Below are 23,418 nucleotides of genomic sequence, written 5' to 3'. Positions count from 1 at the left end.
GTTTTGCACAGTGCTACGCCAAACTGGCAATATGTTGTAATAACCGGAAATAATTTGCAGAATGCTACACAAATAAGTTTCAATGGTGTTCCTGCTTCTTTTAACAGCGCTTTATTTGCGCCTAATAGTGCCGTGGTGCAAATACCCGCCATGCAGTTTTCAAAAATTGATACTGCTAAACTCTATATTGTAGAGTATACGACAAAAGCAGGTTCCACAAGGTTTTCTTTTAAATTAGGTCCGGCAGCACCTACCTTTTCGGGAATTTCCAATTTATATGCCAATCCAGGCGATTCTGTTTATGTTTATGGCTCAGGCCTATTTTTCGTTCAACGCTTTTCGTATAGGGGTACCGCAATCCAATCTTTTAACTTAGACACCAGCGGGAATTCTATTGGATTTTTGATGCCGGCTGCAACGACCGATGATCAGATATCAATAATCACCAAAAGCGGTACGTTGAATCATAAAATAATTGCGACCCCGGTCATAGCAGGTATTTCAAATGAAAATGCCAACCCGGGTGATTCGGTTTATGTTTATGGTAATTATCTTAAAGGTATTCAAAAGCTAACGTTTGCAGGCACCACGATTACTTCATTTGCATCATCCAGTAATGGAAGTCATGTTGGTTTCGTTTTGCCAACGCTAACGCAAAGGGGACCGGTATCAGTTACTACACAGTTTGGCACAGCTACTACTGTGTACCATGTAAATGATGTAGTAACAGGCTCCATCTCAAATTGGGATAGTAATTTTAATTGGCAAGGCTGGGGTGCTGGTAAAGAAACTAAAGATAATTCTAATTTCCATGGCAATCGAAGCACCTATTTTGTGTTGGATGTCGATGTGAACAGCGAGGACGGATGGCCCTGGACTACTAACATACCCATGAATGCAATACAATGGGTGCCAAAAGCCAATATTGCCGACACGGTTAGCCATTGGGCATTTAAATTTGAAGTAAATATCCCGAAAACCTGGAAAGGTACTACGGTTAATATTGTAAGTGGAGTAGACGGCTATGTGGCCCGATGGGAGCCATGGCGAATAAACGCTACGACCACGGTACCGTACAGTACAAAAGGGTGGGTAACAGTAACTATTCCTTTAACATCGTTCCGTGCATCACATCCTGAGCTTGGCCAAGGTATGGGGGATTCACTAACCAAAATTGCGGATTTAACTGGTGAATCCGGAAATACATCGTGCATCATGTATATACATAACTATGGTCTTTCGGCAGGCAGCTTTTATGGCGCTGTTGATAATTTGAGAGTTGTAAAAATTAAATAAACTAAATCCCCACGGCAACATAACGCCGTGGGGATTTCTTACTAATTAGATAATTAAGAAAAAAATGAAGATTAAGTATCCTTTTAAAATATTTATATTTCTTATTACAATTGTATCTTTATTATCATGTAAAAAAGCGAATAATCCGGATCCGCAATTAACAGTTAGTGCATCCACCATAACTTTTACGGCTGAAGGGGGAACAGAGGACATATCCGTTTCAGGTAATACCGATTGGAGCATCAGCAATCCTGCTTATTCGTGGTTGCAATTAAGTACAACATCAGGCAACAGCGGCAGCACTGTTATTCATTTAACAACATTATCGCTAAATACTACAGCGGTATCCCGCTCTGCTGTTTTATTAATAAGTTCTTCCAACGGCCAGGCAAGAAGGGTGGTCGTTTCTCAGATCCCCTTCATATACCCAAATTATAACACATCATCCATAGCGCCAAACATGACTGGAATGAGCAGTACGGCCGTGGAACTGGCAGCAAAAATGCATGTAGGAATAAATTTTGGCAATACCATGGAGTCCCCAGGCGAAGGTGACTGGGTGTCGGGTAATAAAATTACCGAATCGTATGTGAAATTTGTAAAACAAATAGGTTTCAATGCTGTACGGATTCCTTGTAACTGGAATTGGACTCATTTAAGCGATCCGGATAAAGCGAAAATTGACCCTGCCTGGCTTAACCGGGTGAAAGAAGTAGTTGGATGGTGTGTGGATAATGATATTTATGTGATGCTGAATATTCACTGGGATAATGGCTGGCTGGAAAATAATATTAATAAGCTAAAGAAAGATTCGGTTGACGCTAAGCAAAAGGCGCTTTGGGAACAGATTGCTACCACTATGCGCGATTTTGATGAGCACCTTATGTTTGCCAGCGCGAATGAACCTGCGGCGGATAATGCCGAGCAGATGGACATACTCAATAGTTACMACCAGACATTTATTAATGCAGTGCGTGCTACCGGAGGCAGAAATAGTTACAGGGTGCTGATTGTGCAGGGGCCTCACACAGATCCTAATAAAACTTATGATCTGATGAATACGCTACCAACAGATAAGATTCCTAACAAGTTGATGGTCGAGGTGCATAACTACACGCCTGCTACATTTACGATACTAACGGATGGAGATGTAAGTTGGGGCAAAATGGCTTACTATTGGGGGAAAGGGAATCATTCTACTATTGAACCAGAACGTAACGCCACCTTTGGAGAAGAGGAAGTGGTTGATTCTGAATTCAAAAAGATGAAACAGAAGTTTGTTGATAAAGGTATCCCTGTAGTGCTGGGCGAATATGCATCCTGGAGGCGGACTGCCAGCAACGGCAATTTTGTTCCTAAGGATCTGGAGATGCATAACAAGTCTGTGGAGTACTGGGCAACCTATATGACCAAACAGGCTAAAGCAAATGGTCTTCTGCCATTCTGGTGGGAGACAGGTTTTATGTTAGACAGAGCTAATAATGCGATAAAGGACCAGGGTATGTATGATGCCCTTATTGCAGGGTCTAAGTAATAGTATAGTGTCAATTATAGTATGTCAATTCAAATTAATCCTTAACGAGTATCCATTTTTTGGGTAAAATAAAAAAAAATGTTTAGAAAAAAAATGTTGTTCACTGCGGTCCTTGCCATCTCTTTTCTGGGAAGTAAAGAAGATGCAGTAGCTCAGACGAATGCTGATAAGCCGAAATTGATTAGTGAAAAACTGGAAGAAAAATTCGCAAATGTTTCGCCGAAACTTACCTCCAATAATGCCAATCCTTTATTAGATTTTATGTTTACGGCCGACCCAACAGCTGTAGAATACAATGGAAGAATTTATGTGTATGCTACGAATGATCATCAACAGTATGAGAAGGTAGGAAAGGATGGGAAAAATAGTTACGAGCATATCCGTTCGCTGGTCATGATGTCTTCCGATGACATGGTCAACTGGACTTATCATGGCCTCATAAATACAGCAAAGCTGGCACCATGGAGTACAAATTCCTGGGCACCTTCCATTACATCCAGATTGGAAGCAGATGGTAAAACACACTTTTATTTGTATTACTCCAATGGCGGTGGTGGCTCAGCTGTGCTTACTTCCACCTCTCCTGTTGGCCCATGGAGCGACCCGTTAGGAAAGAACATAGTTGACCGTTCTGTTCCCGGTGTGGATGTAGATGCTCCATTCGATCCCGGAGTTMTTATTGACGACCAAGGTACAGGCTGGCTGACTTTTGGAGCCGGAACGCCTAAAACGAAATATATGCCGGATAATGCCAGAATTGTCAAATTAGGGGCAGATATGATCAGTTTGGCTAGTGATGTTGCTAAGATACCCGCTCCTTATTTTAATGAGGCCAGCGACCTTAACTTTATCAATGGAACCTGGGTTTATAGCTATTGTACGAGTTGGGATGAACGTACTGAATGGCCTTATAGCAATATTAATAAACCAACCGCATGCAACATATCTTATATGACGAGTAAAACACCCTTAAATCAGGATAGTTGGAAGTATCGCGATAATTACTTTAAGAATACCGGCGAGGTTAACGTGGGGCCTTTTACAAACAATCACACCCACTTGTTCAGGTTTAAAGAGAAATATTATATTACTTACCATGCCATGTATTTACAGGATTATTTTGGCACTAAGGGTGGTTTTCGTAATGTGGGTTTCGAACCAATACAGGTGGATGAAAAGAATGTGAATATCCCCATGGTCAACGCAACTTTTAAAGGTCCGTCACAACTTAACCCCTTAAATCCATTCGTTCTTCAGCAAGCAGAGACCACTGCAGGTACTTCGGGGCAGGTTCAGTTCGAAGCGGATGGTAATCCGGGCAATATGGTTGCCAAAGGAAAAGCAGATAAACAATGTCTCATGGTTCGTGGAGCCGATTTTAGCAAACAGATTCCTGCCAAATTCGAAGCCAGGGTGAAAGGAAAAGGTAAAATTGATGTTTATGTAAATAATCTTAAAGGTAAGCCTCTTGTTTCCCTTATATGTGATGTAAAGGAATGGACTACGCGCTCAAAGAAAATAGAACTGAAAATAGATAAAGGAGTAGGGAATATCTATTTTGTATTTAATGGAGAGGGTTTTTTGTTTGATGAATGGAAATTCATTTATTAATTCCGGTTGCTGGTTTATTGATGCTAATTATAATCAGATAAGAATGAAAAAAATAAATGTGAATATGAAAAATACGATTTATAGGTTATGGATGACGGCCTTAATTATCACACTTAAAGTACCGTGTTTATACGCACAAAAAGCCACTAATCCGATTATTTATGCAGATGTACCCGACATATCAATGGTACGTGTAGGCGATAGCTATTACATGAGTAGCACAACGATGCATATGAACCCGGGCGTGCCCATTATGAAATCGACAGATCTTGTCAATTGGAAAATTATCAACTATGCCTATGATACTTTGGCAGATCTGCCGGCGCTAAATTTGACAGACGGTCAAAACGCATACAGCAAGGGTTCCTGGGCAAGTAGTTTGCGCTATCACAAGGGGATATATTATGTAACCACTTTTGCATACACCACCGGTGAAACCTATATTTTTAAAACAAAAGATATAGAAAAAGGAAATTGGGAACGAATTTCTTTTAAGCCAGCGTATCATGACAATTCCTTGTTTTTTGATGATGATGGCAAGGTATATTTAATTTATGACGCGGAAAGACTAAAAATTGTTGAATTAAATGAGGATCTAAAAGGAGTTAAACCAGGCGTTACGGAGAGGGTTCTCATCGAGAGCGCCAGCGCACCAACAGGAAAAGAAGTAGGCCTTAGCGCAGAAGGATCTCAATTATTTAAAGTAAAAGGCAAATATTATTTATTTAATATTTGCGCGCCGCGCGGTGGAATGCGAACTGTAATTATCCATAGGGCAGATAATATCAACGGACCTTGGGAAGGGAAAGTTGGTTTACAGGATAGAGGAATTGCTCAAGGCGGACTTGTCGACACTCCCGATGGACGTTGGTTCTCTTATCTTTTCCGCGATTTTGCTGCTGTTGGCCGCGTTCCTTATCTCGTTCCTGTCAAGTGGGAAGAAGGCTGGCCTGTATTAGCAGAAAATGGTAAAGTCCCGGAACATCTAGACCTGCCGGCCGGTAAAGGTTTGATTCCGAATTTGGTCGCTTCTGATGAATTCAACCGAAAGAAAGGAGAAGCAGCACTTCCTTTAGTATGGCAATGGAATCATAATCCGGATAATGCGCTGTGGTCTGTAACTGAAAGAAAAGGATTCCTGCGCCTCAAAACAGGAAGAATCGACACTGGTTTTCTTCAGGCCAGAAACACACTTACACAACGCACTATTGGTCCAACCAGCTCGGCTTCTGTTGCCCTTGATGTTTCCAAAATGAAAGACGGCGATTTTGCCGGATTCTCAGCTTTCCAAAAAGAGTATGGATCAGTGGGCGTTAAAATTGACGCTGGTCAAAAGTCGATAATAATGATCACTACTGATAATGATAAGCCTGTCGAAGTAAAGCGAATTCCATTGGATCAAGACCAAATTTACTTCAGGATCGATTGCGATTTTACCGGCATGAACGATGARGCTAATAACCTTTACGCTCTTAATGGGAAAGATGAAGCTAGTTTCTTTTACAGTCTTGATGGAAAAGTTTGGAAACCAATAGGGCGACCTTTGAAGATGAAATATAGCATCCCACATTTCATGGGCTATCGTTTTGCTTTGTTTAATTATGCGACTAAAAACATTGGAGGTTATGCAGACTTTGATTACTTCCATATCAATTACAAGTAGTAATAATCACAGCAGTGCTGCTGTACTGCGAAAATGCATTTAGGGTGGAATATCGGTAATACAATGGAGGCTGAAGGTGGTGAAACGGGCTGCGGTAATCCTCAAATTAACTACTTAATTCAAATCAATATTTTTATAAACTTAAAAAACAAATTAACATGAAAAAAATCACACTATTATTTTTTGCTCTACTAACAGGGATGTTAGCCAATGCACAGGAAACTCTGTATGCCGAAAATTTCGAATCAAATGTTGCCATCCTTGGTGATGGTCAAATGCATACATTTAAACCATCTACAAAGGCAGGAACATGGAGTGGTGGGATAGATCTAAAAACTGCTGGCGATGCCAATGTAAATTTGCGTCAGGGGTGGGGTGAGCAATATAATTTGAAAATAGAATCTAAAGGTGCTGCTGTTACCATACCTAATATCAATGTGGTTGGTTTTACAAATTTAAACCTGTCTTATGAATTTGTTGTTGAAGATGCAGGAGATGCTGTAGCACCAAAAATTGAAGCAAGTGTTGATGGCGGTGCTTCTTGGGTAACTCTACCTACAGTTGCTAGTGGTGGAGGGTGGTCTAAAGAAGCAAAATTGCTTGCTTTGCCTTCAGGAAATTATAAAACAATAAGCCTTAGAATAAACCCTAATACGGTGAGTTCTAATGCTATAATGTTTGATAATTTTATAATTACTGGAAAGAAGCTGTAAGCCTGGCGACTGAATCGAACCAATCATGTGACAATTCAATTATGATTTATCCAAATCCTATTTGTTAACGAATTTAAAGGGGGGAGCTGTAAATTCAGATCAACCATTTCGTGTTTCCATTTTTGATATACTTGGAAGAAAAGTAGAGACAATAAAATCATTGTCTTCAAGCCAATTGTCAATGGAATCTTCATTGAAATCAAGATTGTATAAATTACTCAAAATCATTTAAAATGGTTAAAAAAAATAATTGAATTTTTTTTATGGAGCCAGCGTAAAAATGCTGCTGGCTCCATTTCATATAAGGTTTAATATTTAAATAGTTCTGATAACAAGAATCAGAAAGCAACGAACAAATACTATTTTTTAATCAATAGAATAACAATTGTATAAAAAATGCAAATTTCATTTAAACGTTACTGCAAAATTATGGAGTTACTTAACGACCCTATTCTAATCGAAGCTTATAAAAAAGCCCATGCCAAAGGGGCTGTATGGACTGAAATAACGCAAGGCAATGACAGAATTAGCGCTAAAGCCACGTCAAAGCGAATGAGAAGCGCACATGTCGCAATTTCAGGACAGCTCTGCCGAGGTATTACCTAGAAATAAATAAATTATAAGGCCTATAACTCACAGGTTAAGCGTACTTTCTACAACCTATCAAATCATATGAATAAAATTATAGTAACATTTTTTTTGATCCAGTTGAGTTTTTTTGCAAGAGCTCAATATCAAGTAAGTCCGAATTCGAAAGGTCCGGGCTTTTATTTGAATCCTATTTTTGCAGGAGATTATCCTGATCCGAGTATATTACGTGATGGCGATAATTTTTATATGGTCCATTCCTCGTTTGAGTACTATCCAGGTTTATTGATCTGGCATTCAAAAGACCTGATTAACTGGAAACCATTGACCCACGCCCTGCATAAATACGTAGGCTCGGTGTATGCTCCCGATTTGGTGAAGTATAAAAATAAGTTCTATATCTATTTTCCGGCAAACGGGACTAACTATGTGGTAACAGCGGACTCGATCGATGGGAAATGGAGTGATCCGATTGACCTGAAAATTGGCAACATTGACCCTGGTCATATAACAGATGAACATGGCAAAAGGTACTTGTTTTTCAGTAACGGGGGATTTGTACCCTTGTCAGATGACGGTCTTTCTATTACAGGGAATCAAAAGAGTTCTTACAACGGTTGGCCTATACCTAAAGACTGGACTATTGAGTGCTTTTGCCTGGAAGGCCCCAAGTTGATAAAAAGAGGAGAATACTACTATCTTACTGTAGCTGAAGGAGGAACGGCAGGTCCTGCTACTGGCCATATGGTCATTTCTGCACGATCAAAATCGTTATCGGGCCCGTGGGAAAATTCCCCTTATAATCCGATTGTCAGAACAACTAAACAAGATGAAAAATGGAAATCGAAAGGGCATGGTACCATCTTCGACGATGCAAAAGGAAACTGGTGGATGATTTTTCATGCTTACGAAGATGGTTTTTACAATAAAGGTCGTCAGACTTTATTGTTGCCGGTAGAATGGACAAAAGATGGCTGGTATAAAGTGCCGGATGATATAGTAGATAGTAAACCTATCAGGAGACCAAATTTAGCTCCCTTTAAAACCGACTTTACATTGAACGATAATTTTAAAGGCAATAAATTACAGCCTCAATGGGAATTCTTCGAAGGATTGGATACCAGCAGGTTTAACTTATCTGACAATGGTTTATCCATTAAGGGAAAAGGAAATAATGTAGCCGGTAGCTCGCCCTTATTGTGCATTCCATCAGGCCATTCGTATACGGCAGACGTGGAATTATTAATAGAAGGAAAAGCAACAGGTGGTTTAGTTCTTTTTTACAACAACAATGCCTATTCAGGGATTCTGGCCGACGATAAGAACATATTTGTCAATTTACGTGGCTGGCAGTTTCAAACTGAAAAGAGCGTTATAAAAAATCATGTATTCCTTCGTCTTAAAAACATTAATAATACGGTAAATATGTATTTTAGTACAGACGGTATTAAATGGAATAAAATTGAAACTTCGCTTGAGGTTTCTGCCATACATCATAACGTGCTGAGTGGGTTTTTAAGCTTAAGAATTGGCTTGTGTTCCATAGGCGAGGGGAATGTAACATTTAAGAATTTTAAATTTACCCCAATAGATTAAATTACTAGGCAATTTATGAGAATACTGAAAAATATTACCCTTTTAATTGTAGTAACTGTATTCACGGTTTTTGCAGGCCATGCTCAGCTACCCGTTCATCTTAAGGTCGAGGGAGGAAGGATTCAGGGGGCCGTGGAAAATGACTTAACTGTATTCCGTGGAATTCCCTTTGCGGCCCCTCCTGTCGGTTCCTTGAGGTGGAAAGCTCCCCAGCCGGTTGAAAAGTGGGATGGGGTAAAGCAGGCTGCTCATTTTGCAGCCTCACCTATGCAAGAGGGAAATCCTGCGGCCGGTAAAAGTGAAGATTGTTTGTACTTGAATGTATGGACCCCTGCAAAATCCAACCAGGTCGATTTGCCTGTCCTGGTTTGGATTTACGGGGGTGGATTCAGTTCCGGATCAACCGCCGAACCTTGGTATGATGGACAGAAACTGGCACAAAAGGGAGTTGTTTTTGTCAGTATTGCCTATCGGGTAGGTCCACTCGGTTTTTTGGCGCATCCGGAATTAAGCGGAGAGGGGACTGAGCATGTGTCGGGAAACTATGGTTTGCTAGACCAGATTGCGGGGCTAAAATGGGTGCAGAAGAATATAGCTGCGTTTGGTGGCGACCCCAAAAAAGTAACCATTTTTGGGGAGTCGGCAGGAGGAATCTCTGTTAGCATGTTGTGCGCTTCGCCGCTGGCTAAAGGTCTTTTTCGGAGTGCCATCTCTCAAAGTGGCGGGTCTTTTGGCCCTGCCGGTATCAAAACATACCCGGGCGAAAACATGAAAGCATTGAGGCAAGCCGAAACTGATGGGCAAGCTTACGCAGCCAAAGCAGGTGCTGCTTCCATAGAAGAACTTAGAAAGATGGAAGCCGACAAACTCCCTATGGGTTGGGGTGTTGGCAGTTCATGGCCTATTATAGATGGACATGTGATCCCTGATGTTCAATATAAACTATACGAAGCAAACAAGTACAATGATGTGCCGGTACTTATTGGTTACAATTCTGATGAAGGGCTAAGCTTTTCGCCTGGAGCGAACCCTAAGGAATATATTGATGGGGTAAAAGCACGTTACGGGGAATTTGCTGACAATTTGATTAAAGCCTACCCGGTAGGCGAGAAGTTCGTTACCCGGTCTGCAAGAAATCTGTCAAGGGATGCTGCTTTTGGATGGCACAACTGGACATGGGCCAGACTCCAGTCAAAAACGGGGACATCGAAAGTGTTTTATTATTTTTTTGATCAGCATCCAAACTATCCCGAAGGTACTCCTGAATATGGGCACGGCTCTCCTCATGCACAGGATGTTTCGTATGTTTTTCAACATATAGATCCTTTGAACCCGAAAACTTCTAAATCAGATCTGGAAATTTCAACCGCGATGGGGAGTTACTGGATCAACTTTGTGAAATACGGAAACCCTAACGGTAAGGAGCTTCCGCTATGGCCTGCGTTTACCGGCGATAAGCCGGCAGTGATGTATTTCGCCGAGACACCCCATGTGGGACCAGTTCCCGACGAAAAGTCACTTGTTGTACTGGATCAGTATTTTAGGTGGAGAATGGATTTAAATGGAAAAGACCGGGAATAGGATTTTTATCGAATTTGCAATATGCACGCTTTGAAATGTCGGTTATAGCCTTTTGCTATAGCTGGCGTTTAAACTTTAGTAACAGTCCCTAAAAACTACCAGCCCATCAACTGATGATTAAGGAGGAAGGTTATTAAAAAAAAACCAGATTTAAGTGTAGCTTAGCTATACCAATATTACGCAACCAATTATAACCTGTTTGGGTTTTTAGCTTTAATTGTTCCTGGCATCCGGAGAATGACTAAAGCATTTAATAGAAAAATATATGTTTCGGTTTTTAGCCCTGATCAGCGCATTCCTGCTGTATAATTCTCTTTTTGCGCAGGAAAATGTATACCAGTTTTCTCATTTAGATATTTCAAATGGTTTATCAGACAATCAGGTAAATGCGATATACAAAGATCAAAAAGGATTTATGTGGTTTGGTACCACCGCCGGGCTCAGTCGTTATGACGGACATGAATTCAAGATATTTCAACATAATTCAAAGGATAGCACCAGCTTACCCGATGGTTATATTGTCAATATATTTGGGGGACCCGAGAAAGAATTGTGGATTAAATCTAATCGTGGCTTCAGTATATACTATCCCTTAACCGAAAAGTTTGAGCGGTTTCAGAATAAACACTTTCAAAAATATAAAATTCCTGGTGGATACCTTAGAGAGATAAAAACCAACAATAGGGGTAGTTTCTATTTTTATATAGAAAATCAAGGTATTTTTTGTTATGATTCTAAAAGCGAAACCACTACGAGTTATACCCCTAAAAGTGACGTATTAAATTCCCTGTCTTCTGGTATAATAAGTGATTTTATCGAGGATTTAAAAGGTAATTTATGGGTAATTCACGCCAATGGTGTACTGGAGAAGTTTAACTTAAAACAACAAAAGGTAACAAGCAGATATTTTGATGTTAAAAACCGTCTAGGAACACAGGAAAATTATTTCAATCTCAAACTCAGCCTTGATGCTGAAGGCAATGTTTTTATTTATAGTCCGGGTGATCTTTTTGGGTTATATTACCTCAATGTGGCGAGCGACAAATTCCACTATTTTGGGAAAAAACAAGACCATTCGGGGCTAAGCTCTAAAAATGTCGGCTCTGTTCTGGAAGGAGAGGATGGTAAAATCTGGATAGGCACTGATCATGGAGGAGTTAATATATTAGACAAGCGGACCAATACATTCACTTATATTYTAAGTAGAGAAGATGACCAGAGGGCTTTAAGTGACAACAGCATAGGTTCTTTGTATAAAGACAGTAGCGGTATTATCTGGATGGGTACTTCTAAGAAAGGAATTTATTACTATCATAAAAGCATCTATAAATTTCCCAGAAATCAGTATTTAACCGGAAATAACTCCCTACAGAAGGATGTGAATGCCTTCGTAGCAGATAATAAGGGCAATTTATGGATTGGAACAAATGGCTCGGGTTTAATACATTTGAACAGGAGTACGGGTGAGATTAAAACCTACCGTAATAATCCCGAAAATGACAACTCTTTAAGCAGTGATATTGTGGTAAGCCTATGTGTCGATCCTTCGGGTGTTTTGTGGATTGGAACTTTTTTAGGTGGGCTTAATTCATTTGACGGACAGAAGTTTACACATTTCAAACGTACCTCAGAACCTTCCAGCCTTTCAGATAACCGAATTTTTGCCTTATTAGAAGATTCTTCCAACAGGCTTTGGGTGGGCACCTTAAATGGTGGATTAGATCTGTTTGACCGAAGCACCGGGAAATTTAAACATTTTAATCCATCAGTGAAAAATACCTTGAATGCATATGGCATTTCCTATTTATATGAAGATAAAAATAAAAATATTTGGATTGGTACGACAGCGGGGGTTAATATCCTGGATGGTAAAACTTTTAAAGTCAAACAATTGGTAAATGATCCTAAGAATACGAATAGCCTGGTACAAAATGATATTAATTGTATAGTAGAAGATGGAAGGGGGTGGATTTGGATAGGTACAAGGGAAGGTATAAGCATATATAATCCCACAACGGGGAGTTTCAATAACCTAAGTGAGGATACTGGTTTGCCAGAGAATACTGTCTTTGCTCTTCTTGAAGATCCAGATCATCATATCTGGTATAGCTCCAGAAAAGGACTTTACAAGATTTCTGTAATTGCACAAGGTAAAAGCTATAAATTCCAATACAGCAAATACAATAAATCGGATGGGCTGCAAAATACCCAGTTTAATTTTAATGCCGCATACAAAACAAAAGCCGGCGAATTGATTTTTGGAGGACCAAATGGCTTTAATATTTTCAGAGCAAGCCAAATCCAAAACATCCAGTCGCCTTCTGCCCTGGCCATGACCGAATTAGAGGTGTTTTATCATAAAGTGCATGTTGGCGAGAATCTAAATGGGCGAATCATTCTGCCCGAATCCATCACAGCTCTTAAGAATTTAACCCTTACCTATAAAGAAAATATTTTTTCCCTTCAATTTGCGTTGCTCAACTATTTTGCTCCGCACAAGATTACCTATAAATATAATTTGGAAGGATTTGATGATCGCTGGCTTACCGTTCCTTCAGAAATACGCAAGGCCACTTTTACAAACCTTGACCCAGGAGAGTATACCTTTCACGTAAAGGCTTTTAATGAAAGTGATACTATACCTATAGCGGAGTCGCAACTGAAAATTACAATTTTGCCCCCTTTCTGGCGCACCACATGGGCATATTTATTGTACGCTTTCGCCATCGGCTTTTTATTGTTATTTATCCGAAACCGGGGGATCAATAAGCTACGACGGGAATTTGCTTTAGTACAAGAAAGAATTCAGGCCAGGCAATTGCGTGAACAGGACCGTAAGGAAGCAGAAAGGCTGCGGGAACTGGATTTGTTAAAAATTAAATTTTTAACAAATCTGAGCCATGAGTTCAGGACGCCTATTTCCTTAATTCTGGCCCCTGTAGATAAACTTTTAATTGAAGCCAGAGAGAAGGAGCGTCATGGTCAGCTATCTATGATAAAAAGAAATGCAAGGCGTTTGTTAAACCTGGTAAACCAGTTGCTCGACTTCCGTAAAATGGAAGAACAGGAATTGCAGCTGAACAGGAGTGATGGCGAAATTGTCTCCTTTATCAAGGAGGCAACAGAGTCTTTTTATGACCTGGCAGAACGGAAGCAAATCAAATTAACTTTCAAAAGTGCTATTGACAATTTATATGTCTCTTATGATCACGATAAGGTCGAGCGGATACTGTTCAACTTACTTTCGAATGCTTTTAAATTTACGCCTTCGGGAGGAAATGTGAGTGTGGAATTACAAACACTGCCGAACCCGACAGCGGATGGAAAGGTTTTATTGGAGTTAAAAGTGATAGACTCAGGAATTGGCATTCCAAAAGATAAACAGGAAATTATTTTTGAGCGGTTTTTTCAAAATGAAACTTCCGCTGCTATTCTTAACCAGGGTTCCGGAATTGGCCTTTCCATCACAAAAGAATTTGTGAAGATGCACGGCGGTGAAATCACGGTAGAAAGCGAGCCAGGCTTGGGTAGTTGCTTTACCGCACACCTTCGTGTTGCACTCGCATCACTTGCTGTGCTGGAGGAAAAAGATGCGGAATGTGCTGATTGGCCGGGGGAGGGGAAATCGGATAAAAAAAATGAAGTAAAAGAGTCCACTGGTGAGCGTCTGCGCACGAAAAATGCACCCGTTATATTGTTGGTTGAAGACAACGAGGACTTCAGGTTTTATCTCAAAGATAATTTACGCGTTTTTTATAAAATAGAAGAGGCTTCAAATGGCAAAGAAGGCTGGCAAAAAGCCCTCGCACTGCATCCAGATCTAATCGTTTCCGATATCAGTATGCCGGAAATGAATGGTAATGAATTGTGCGAAAAAATAAAATCAGATGTAAGGACAAAGCATATTCCCATCATCTTGCTAACGGCATTGACGACCGAAGAAGAACAAATTAAGGGATTGGAAACAGGGGCGAACGATTATATGACAAAGCCTTTTAATTTTGAGATTTTACATTCCAAGATCAAAAACCTGCTCACCCTTCATCAGACATTTAAAAGAACTTATACCAGGCAAATTAACATTGCATCTCCGGAAATGGAAATTGAATCGGACGATGCTAAATTTTTGAACGCTGCGTTGCTTTACATTGAAGAGAATCTTCACAACCCCCAGTTGTCTGTAGAAGACCTGAGTAGGCATATTGCCATGAGCAGGGTATCACTGTACAAAAAATGTCTAAAGGTAACGGGTAAAACTCCAGTAGACTTTATCAGATCAGTTAAGTTGGAGAAAGCAGCAGTACTATTGGAAAAAAGCAATAAAACCATTGCCGAAATATGCTATATGGTAGGTTTTAGCACCCCTAATTATTTTGCGAAATCCTTTAAAGCAAAATACAATGTGCTTCCTTCTGAGTATATAGTAGAAAAAAGGAATAAAACATCCGAATTAGGTTAACATTTCTTCTTACTTATTTAACATTACTACTCTGTGGTCTACATCCGGTATTGTAGTTTCGAGCCACAAAGATCAGGCGATCCATGCGCCAACTTTTAAACTCAAATTACATACAACCGAATATAAAATTAATGAAATCAATATTTTTAGCTGTAGTAGCAATAGGTGCCTCGTTATTGGTAAATGCGCAACAGAAACAGCCAATTTACCTTGATCTAAGCAAACCCATAGAAGAGCGGGTTGAAAATGCACTTTCGCTGATGACTACTGAAGAAAAAGTGTCCCTTTGCTATGCCCAGTCTAAATTCAGTTCAAAAGGTGTGCCTCGTTTGGGAATCCCTGAAGTTTGGACCGATGACGGCCCGCACGGAATCCGTGAGGAAGTTTTGTGGGATGAATGGGGTGGGGCAAATTGGACAAACGATTCTTGTACCGCTTTTCCGGCACTCACCTGCCTGTCGGCTACGTTCAATCCCGAATTATCCTTGCTTTATGGTAAATCGATCGGAGAAGAGGCGCGGTACCGCAATAAAACCGTATTATTAGGGCCGGGTGTAAACATTTACCGTACACCACTAAACGGTCGGAATTTTGAATATCTGGGTGAAGATCCCTACCTCAGTTCCCGCATGGTGGTGCCTTATATACAGGGAGTTCAATCCATTGGCGTGGCAGCATGCGTAAAACATTTTGCATTGAACAATCAGGAAGAGTGGCGTGGTCATATCAATGTTGATCTAAGCGACCGTGCGCTAAACGAAATTTATCTGCCTGCTTTCAAAGCAGCAGTGCGGGAAGCAAAAGTATGGTCGATCATGGGAGCATACAATCAATTCAGAGGCCAGCATTGCTGCCATAATGATTTACTTTTGAATAAGATACTAAAGAGTGATTGGAAATTTGATGGTGTCGTGATTAGTGACTGGGGCGGTGTTCATGATACTGACCAGGCTGTTAAGAACGGGCTGGATCTGGAAATGGGTACTTATACCGATGGGTTAACAACCAAGGGCAAGTTCCCCTATTCAGATTACTATCTGGCTAATCCCTTCCTTAAAGGAATTAAAGAGGGAAAGTATGATATCGCTTTGCTCAATGACAAGGCCCGTCGCATACTGCGTTTAATTTTCCGGACCACCATGAGCGCCAACAGGCCTTTTGKCCGTTTCGTTTCTCCCCAGCACAGCGAAGCTGCGCGCAAGATTGCTCAGGAAGGAATCGTGCTCTTGAAGAATGAGCAGCAATTTTTTCCTGTTCCTGTAGGTAAATACAAAAAGATTGCCGTGATCGGAGAAAATGCTAATCGCAGTCTGGTAGTCGGTGGCGGGTCATCATCACTCAAGGTAGCCTATGAGCAATCACCATTAGAGGGATTGATTGCCAAATACGGAAAAGATCATATTGTTTACAGTCTTGGTTATGCATCTGGACCGGCACTTTACGGACGTGAAGAGCCTTCAAAGTTAAATGCAGATTCGCTGATTGCTGCTGCTTCCGAGGTTGCAAAGCAAGCCGATATCGTATTTTTTATTGGGGGGCTGAACAAAAATCACTTTCAGGATTGTGAAGGTGGAGATCGCCAGTCGTTAAGCCTTCCTTTTGGTCAGGATAAGCTGATTGATACTTTGCTCAAAGCTAACAAAAACACGGCTGTTGTACTGCTTAGCGGAAACGCAGTGTCTATGCCATGGATAAATAAAGTACCCGCCGTTATGCAGGGATGGTATCTCGGCTCTGAAGCCGGAAATGCATTGGCCGATGTAATCTCGGGTGAGGTAAATCCTTCGGGTAAGTTGCCTTTCTCTTTTCCAAAAAAGCTGGAGGATAATGCTGCACATTTTTATGGTAAAATCTCTTATCCTGGCGACAGCGTTAACCAATATTATAAAGAAGACATTCTGGTAGGGTATCGGTGGTTTGACACTAAAAAAATAACACCTCAATTTTCCTTTGGGTTCGGGCTTTCTTATACCAGCTTTGACTTAGGACCTCTTTCTGCTGATAAATTAACTTATAGCAAAGACGACGTAATCAGGGTAAAATTCACCGTCAAGAACACAGGTTCACGCTATGGTGCCGAAGTTGCTCAATTGTATGTAAATGATCCGGTATGTACGTTGCCGCGACCAGTTAAAGAACTGAAAGCCTTTAAGAAAGTGCTCCTGCAAGCCGGAGAAACGAAAACCGTTGAATTGGACGTGAAAGTTGCAGATTTTGCTTTCTATGATGAAGGAAAAAAGGATTGGAACATTGAGGCAGGAGACTTTATACTGCAACTGGGAAATTCCTCAGGTAATATTTCTCAAAAGCTGAAGATAGCTGTTAAATAAAATGGCACTTAACAAATACGCTTACTTAACCAAACATTATACATGAATTTATATTCTTATTTTTTCGTTGCCTGTGTATCGGCCTTTTGTTTCCTAATGGGGACGGAGGCTGTTGCACAGGAGACTCACGTCGACCCTATAATCATTAAGGCAGAACGCAATATCCTGCTCCGGAGTTTTATCGATCTTGATGGAGGTAAACGCGTTACCCATGCCATCAGTATAGGTAGTCCGCTGAAGGTTCATTACACTTATGATGCCGACAATGGTCAATTGGTGCTATTATGGAAAGGTGAATTTCTGGATGCAACACCAATGTGGCACGACAGGGGCGATGGTTCTTCGCGGCCAATTGGAAAAGCGATCCAGACTGGAGACGCGACACCACAGATTCAGCGTTTAGCAACACAACAAAGTGAATTTAAAAAAGACACCACTGGGTCAGGCTTCAAACCGAAGGGTTATACGCTTGATGCGTCAGGTTTGCCAAAGTTTAAGTACCAGACATATGGATTGAATATTAAGGATGCAACCAAGGTGATTGATGGCGGCCAGGGCATTCGACGTGAAATTGAGCCGGAGGGAAGTGCCGATGACTTATACCTGTGTCTTGCCAGAGCAAATGCTATCGAACAGAAAGATGGTAAATATGTTATTGCAGATAAAGCTTATTCCATTACTGTAGCGGATGAAGCCACATTGAAGCCTATCATCAGAACAATACAAAGCGCTCAGGAACTCCTGGTTCCATTCAAAAGTAAGATCATTTATTCCATTCTCTTTAACCAGTAACCTGATGAATATTTATTCCAATTATAAAAACGGTATGTCGTGCTTATTGACAATGACATTTATACTGATGTCAATAACATGTTTTGCCCAGGCAGAATCTCCAAAGGAAGATGATTATTTTAAGATCATGAAAGTATCTGCTCCCGAAGGAGCAATACTTGAAGTGGGTGGACTCTGTACGTTACCTAACGGCGATTTGGGTGTCACTACCAGAAGGGGGGATGTTTTTATCGTGAAAAATCCTTCTTCACTCAAACCAACATTTCAAAAATTTGCTTCGGGTCTTCACGAGGTGCTCGGACTTGCCTATAAAAACGGATCATTTTATTGTGTTCAACGAGGGGAACTTACCAAAATGACAGATACCGATAACGATGGCGTGGCTGATGATTTTGAAACCATATATGCCTGGCCATTGTCGGGAAATTACCATGAGTACAGTTTTGGCCCTAAGCTTGCTGCCGACGGATCTTTTTTTGTGACCCTGAATCTTGGATTTCCGCCTACCTGGTGGAATCCAAAAAGTCTGGTTCCATGGAGGGGCTGGGCACTCCGTATTTTTGAAGATGGAAGGGTTGAGCCATGGGCTGCGGGTATGCGCTCGCCCTGCGGGATTAGTATGATTGATGATCAACTGTTCTATACTGATAATCAGGGCGACTGGGTTGGCTCAGGAAGTATCATGCAAGTAAAAAAAGGTGCGTTTATGGGACACCCATCCAGCCTGGTGTGGACTAATCTGCCGCAATCTCCGCTCAAACTTACCACAGAGCAGTTTTTTGCCAAGAATCAAACAAAGATGATTTACGACAGCAACGGGAATAGTGTAAAGCCAGAAAACGATGTGAACGAGAAAGCGGTAACCGAGTTCGATATGAAGAAGAATTTTCCAGAACTCCAACTACCTGCGGTTTGGTTGCCTCACGGAATTCTTGGTATTTCAAATTCTGAGATCGTAAAAATTCCTCCGGGCTCCTTTGGTCCTTTCGCTGGCCAGCTTTTGGTAGGCGATCAGGGGCAGAGTATGATTAGCCGTGTGTTTATGGAAAAGGTAAACGGTGAGTATCAGGGGGCGGCATGGCCTTTTAGAAGTGGGTTTCAATCGGGTATTGTGCGTTTGGCCTGGGGCAAAGACGGATCGTTGTTCGCCGGCGAGACCAACCGTGGGTGGGGCTCGGCCGGTGAGGCTACAGAGGGGATCCAGCGTCTGGTTTGGAACAACAAAATCCCTTTTGAAATGCTCAGTATAAAGGCCATGCCAGATGGGTTTGAAATAGAGTTTACCCAACCTGTTGATAAAAAATACGCCTTAGATCTTGCTTCTTATTCAGTGGAGAGCTTTATTTATAAATACCACAGCGTGTACGGAAGTCCGCCGGTAAATGGCCAAAAGTGCAATGTAAAGGGCGTTCGCGTTTCAGCTGATGGCCGCACTGCCCGAATTATCGTAGCCAACCTGCGCAAAGGATATATTCACAACATTACATTAGATGGTATTCGCTCACAAGAGAACTACTATAGCCTGGTACATCCTACATCATATTATACTTTAAATAATATCCCGGAAGGGAAGATACTTAGCCTTGCAGAGGTAAGCACCAGGAATTCATCTTCTATTAAAACACTGCCTCGGGGACAAAGTGGAAGTTCCTTGTCAGGTAAAAAAACGTTAGCGGCGAAAATTCCAACCTATGACCAAGTGAAAGGGCTTCTAGCTAAAAATACCTGCCTGGCCTGCCACAATGCAGAGAAGCGACAAGTAGGCCCTTCTTTTAAGGAGATTTCCACCAAAAAGTATACGGTCGAGGAACTAATAAGCCTGATTTATACGCCTAAACCGGAGCATTGGCCGGATTATTCCACGCCGATGCCACCTATGTCCAATGTTCCAAAAGATGAGGTTACCAAAATTGCGGCCTGGATCAAATCATTAAATAAGTAATACATCAATAACTAAAGAAAATCAACGAACTATATGAAAAGATCAATATTAATTGTTGCGATGCTTGCGGCCAACGTGATGATAGTCCAGGCACAGCAACCAGGGAAACCGGAAGATACCGAGGTATGGACTCCTGTGCCTGCAAAAGTAAGTCCGGCTAAGGTGCCAGGAGCAGCGCCTTCTGATGCCATAGTTCTTTTTGACGGGAAGGACCTGGATCAGTGGGAGAATTCCGCTGATGCTGCTTCAGCAGAAAAATGGAAGTTATCTGATGGGATCATGACGGTAGATAAGTCCGTGGGCGATATCCAGACAAAAGAGAAATTTATGGATTTTCAGCTTCATATTGAATACAGGATTCCGGAAAATATAACTGGAAGTGGCCAGGGCCGAGGTAACAGCGGTATTTTTCTGGCTGCGCTTCCCTGGGGTGCTGGTGGGTATGAGTTGCAAGTGCTAGATAATTATGAGAATAAAACCTATGTAAATGGGCAGGCTGGTAGTTTTTACAAACAATCKCCACCGATGGTAAATGCCTGTTTAAAACCAGGAGAGTGGCAGACCTATGACGTCGCCTGGACGGCTCCCCGTTTTAACGAGGATGGGTCTGTAAAGTCACCGGCTGTTGCAACAGTTTTACACAATGGCATTCTCGTACAGAATGCGACCATACTCAAAGGGGATACACCTTATATTGGTCAGCCAGCCTACAGAAAGCATGGCGCCTCACCAATTAAATTACAGAGCCATGGAGATAAAAGTGAACCGATCAGCTATCGCAATATTTGGTTAAGGAAATTATAGCAAATCACAAGCGAATACCGCCGCTGGCAGATCCAGCACAACATACAATTAGAAGACCAGGCAACTAAATTGCCCTTCTGCCAATCGATTTTTTAATAGAAACCAATTATAATCCCTATATGAGAACACTAAATTATCTTTTCGGCATCGTAGTCATCCTTATGTTTGCGAGGTGCCACAAGCAAGAACTCGGAAGTCCTGCTGAGAAACAGGCTCTTGCAAAAGCAATGAATGCTTTAACCATTACCAGCTACCCCAGTTACAATACCTCGCCCCTTCCGCCGGACCAATCTGGAGTGGCCAGCACAGCAGCGCAGCTCGCTGCAAAAATTCGATTGGGATTGAACATAGGAAACACCCTCGAAGCAATAGGTGGTGAAACCGCCTGGGGTAATCCTCTGGTTACCCAGGCATATGTCGATCTGGCAAAAAAAAGCGGTTTCAACGCCATTCGGATTCCTTGCGCCTGGGATCAATATATGGCCAACAGCAATACAGCAGAGCTTCAGCAAGTATGGCTCGACAGGGTTAAACAGGTTATTCAGTACTGCATTAACAAAGACATGTATGTGATATTAAATATACATTGGGATGGTGGATGGTTGGAGAACAATTGTACGCCCGCTCAGCAAGCCGCGGTTAATGCCAAGCAAAAAGCTTTTTGGGAGCAAATTGCGACACATATGCGTGGTTTTGATGAACACTTAATTTTTGCCAGCGCAAACGAACCTTCAGTAGAGGATGCCACGCAGATGAGCGTCCTGCTTTCTTATCATCAAACGTTTATCAATGCGGTTAGATCAACCGGAGGGCGCAACAGTTACAGAGTGCTTGTTGTCCAGGGACCCTCAACAGATATTGACAAAACTAACAGTTTGATGAACACGCTTCCTACAGACCAGGTAACCAATCGCCTAATGGTTGAAGTTCATTACTATACTCCTTTCCAATTTTGTCTGATGTCGTCAGACCAATCATGGGGTAATATGTTTTATTATTGGGGATCGGGATATCATTCCACCACCGATCCTTCACGAAATTCCACCTGGGGAGAGGAGGCCGACCTAAGCGCGTATTTCCAATCGATGAAAACAAAGTTTGTTGACCAAGGCATTCCTGTGGTTTTAGGAGAATATGGAGCATATACCCGGTCGTCACTCACAGGTGATGCGCTAACGCTCAATCAGGTTTCCAGAGCATATTTTTTAAATCAGGTTACACGCCAGGCTTTGTCACGCGGTATTCTTCCATTTTATTGGGACACTGGGGCAATCCTGAACAGGCAAACAAACACTGTGGGCGATCAACAAGGTTTAGCCGCTCTTGTGCAAGGGGAACAAAACGGTACCTCACCTGGCATTCAGGTAGGAAGTATCTATCAGATTATGAATAGAAATAGTTTTAAAGCACTAGAGTTCGCCGGATGGGGCACCGCTAACCATACATTGGCCGATCAATGGGAATATTTAGCCGGAGCAAATCAACAATTCAAAGTKGAAGATGCRGGWRGTGGMTATTACAGGTTAACACCAATGCATGCTTCAGGAAAGTGCTTGGAGATCGATAGCTGGTCAATAGCCAACGGTGGTCAGGCAGATTTGTGGGATTATTCAGGCGGAAATAATCAAAAATGGTCAATTCAGGCAACTGACAACGGATACTATAAATTGATCAATGTAAATAGTGGAAAGGCGCTGGAAATTTCAGGATATTCCCTGAACAACGGCGGCAGTGCTAATCAATGGGACTATTATGGAGGACGTAACCAGCAATGGGCGTTTCTAAAAATGTAGGTTAAAGGCGTTAAAAAAATTAAGCAATTTTTGACTATATCCTTGTTCAATATAAACACTTACTCACAGACAAGAATACCGGCAAGACTTACACTTCATAAATACAGCAAAGCTGGCACCATGGAGTACAAATTCCTGGGCGCCTTTCCATTATATCCAGACTGGAAGCAGATGGTAAGACGCACTTCTATTTGTATTACTCCAATGGCGGTGTTGGCTCTGCCGTACTTACTTCCGCCTCTCCCGTTGGCTAGTGGAGCGACCCATTAGGGAAGAAAGTACAGAATGGCCTTATAACTGAGCCATGGAGATAAAAATGAACCGATCAGCTATTGTAATATCTGGTTGAGGAAATTACAGCTAAATATTTTTAAGCAATCGATTGCCTAGATTAAATATTTTACTAATTTCGTTTAACCAAATACTAATATTTTAATTCAACCCAAATAAATAAAGAAAATATGCAGCTATTCAGGTGGTAATATCAGGTGAATAGCTTATAAGCCAATGATATAACTTTTGATGCGTCCAATGGCCGTGCTAACAAGGATGCTGTTAGAACTAACTAAATAACCATTATATTATGAACGAAAACATTAACAAGAGTGCCTTATTCAACGGGAGTTGCTTTGCCGTGATTACCACAGCTTTTACCTTCTCTATTCGGGCGGGTATTTTACCCCAGCTCGGAGCGCAATTTAACCTGACTGCAGAAC

The 23,418-nt window shown here is 41.4% G+C and carries 14 protein-coding genes; all 14 read left to right on the top strand.

Annotated features, from left to right (window positions below; genetic code table 11):
- Positions 1 to 1,296 (top strand): glycan-binding surface protein (locus AC1DG9_RS10310; RefSeq protein ID WP_477634590.1); only part of this gene is annotated, 1,296 nt, incomplete at its 5' end.
- Between the two features lie 64 nt (positions 1,297 to 1,360).
- Entirely contained in the window at positions 1,361 to 2,830 is a 1,470-nt protein-coding gene (locus AC1DG9_RS10305; RefSeq protein WP_477634589.1) for a cellulase family glycosylhydrolase, read from the top strand.
- 78 nt (positions 2,831 to 2,908) lie between these two features.
- Positions 2,909 to 4,441: a glycoside hydrolase family 43 protein gene (locus AC1DG9_RS10300; RefSeq protein ID WP_477634588.1), complete on the top strand. Its 1,533-nt coding sequence runs from the start codon at positions 2,909 to 2,911 to the stop codon at positions 4,439 to 4,441.
- Positions 4,442 to 4,484: 43 nt separating this feature from the next.
- Complete coding sequence (locus tag AC1DG9_RS10295; protein WP_288882478.1) at positions 4,485 to 6,104, top strand: glycoside hydrolase family 43 protein; 1,620 nt, start codon at positions 4,485 to 4,487, stop codon at positions 6,102 to 6,104.
- Positions 6,105 to 6,262: 158 nt separating this feature from the next.
- A complete protein-coding gene (locus tag AC1DG9_RS10290) occupies positions 6,263 to 6,817 on the top strand; it encodes a hypothetical protein (protein ID WP_337717660.1) in 555 nt (184 codons plus the stop codon).
- A gap of 429 nt (positions 6,818 to 7,246) precedes the next feature.
- Positions 7,247 to 7,423: a hypothetical protein gene (locus tag AC1DG9_RS10285; protein ID WP_337717662.1), complete on the top strand. Its 177-nt coding sequence runs from the start codon at positions 7,247 to 7,249 to the stop codon at positions 7,421 to 7,423.
- Between the two features lie 66 nt (positions 7,424 to 7,489).
- On the top strand, positions 7,490 to 9,001 hold the full coding sequence (locus AC1DG9_RS10280) for a family 43 glycosylhydrolase (RefSeq protein ID WP_337717664.1): 1,512 nt from the start codon (positions 7,490 to 7,492) through the stop codon (positions 8,999 to 9,001).
- 15 nt (positions 9,002 to 9,016) lie between these two features.
- Positions 9,017 to 10,582, top strand: coding sequence for a carboxylesterase/lipase family protein (locus tag AC1DG9_RS10275; protein WP_337717666.1), 1,566 nt, complete (start codon positions 9,017 to 9,019; stop codon positions 10,580 to 10,582).
- Between the two features lie 265 nt (positions 10,583 to 10,847).
- Entirely contained in the window at positions 10,848 to 15,041 is a 4,194-nt protein-coding gene (locus AC1DG9_RS10270) for a hybrid sensor histidine kinase/response regulator transcription factor (RefSeq protein WP_337717668.1), read from the top strand.
- A gap of 131 nt (positions 15,042 to 15,172) precedes the next feature.
- Positions 15,173 to 17,371, top strand: a complete 2,199-nt coding sequence (locus AC1DG9_RS10265) for a beta-glucosidase (RefSeq protein WP_477634587.1) — start codon at positions 15,173 to 15,175, stop codon at positions 17,369 to 17,371.
- Between the two features lie 42 nt (positions 17,372 to 17,413).
- Complete coding sequence (locus AC1DG9_RS10260; RefSeq protein WP_337717673.1) at positions 17,414 to 18,163, top strand: hypothetical protein; 750 nt, start codon at positions 17,414 to 17,416, stop codon at positions 18,161 to 18,163.
- 4 nt (positions 18,164 to 18,167) lie between these two features.
- Positions 18,168 to 20,105 (top strand): c-type cytochrome, encoded by a 1,938-nt coding sequence (locus AC1DG9_RS10255; protein ID WP_337717675.1) that lies wholly within the window; start codon positions 18,168 to 18,170, stop codon positions 20,103 to 20,105.
- Positions 20,106 to 20,138: 33 nt separating this feature from the next.
- Positions 20,139 to 20,909, top strand: a complete 771-nt coding sequence (locus AC1DG9_RS10250; RefSeq protein ID WP_288882492.1) for a 3-keto-disaccharide hydrolase — start codon at positions 20,139 to 20,141, stop codon at positions 20,907 to 20,909.
- Positions 20,910 to 21,028: 119 nt separating this feature from the next.
- On the top strand, positions 21,029 to 22,702 hold the full coding sequence (locus tag AC1DG9_RS10245) for a cellulase family glycosylhydrolase (protein WP_477634586.1): 1,674 nt from the start codon (positions 21,029 to 21,031) through the stop codon (positions 22,700 to 22,702).
- The last annotated feature ends 716 nt before the right edge of the window (positions 22,703 to 23,418 follow it).

It is taken from the genome of Pedobacter sp. 05L430 (genome assembly GCF_056397585.1).
Note: the sequence above shows the minus strand (reverse complement) of the source record. Positions and strands in the feature narration are given on the sequence as shown.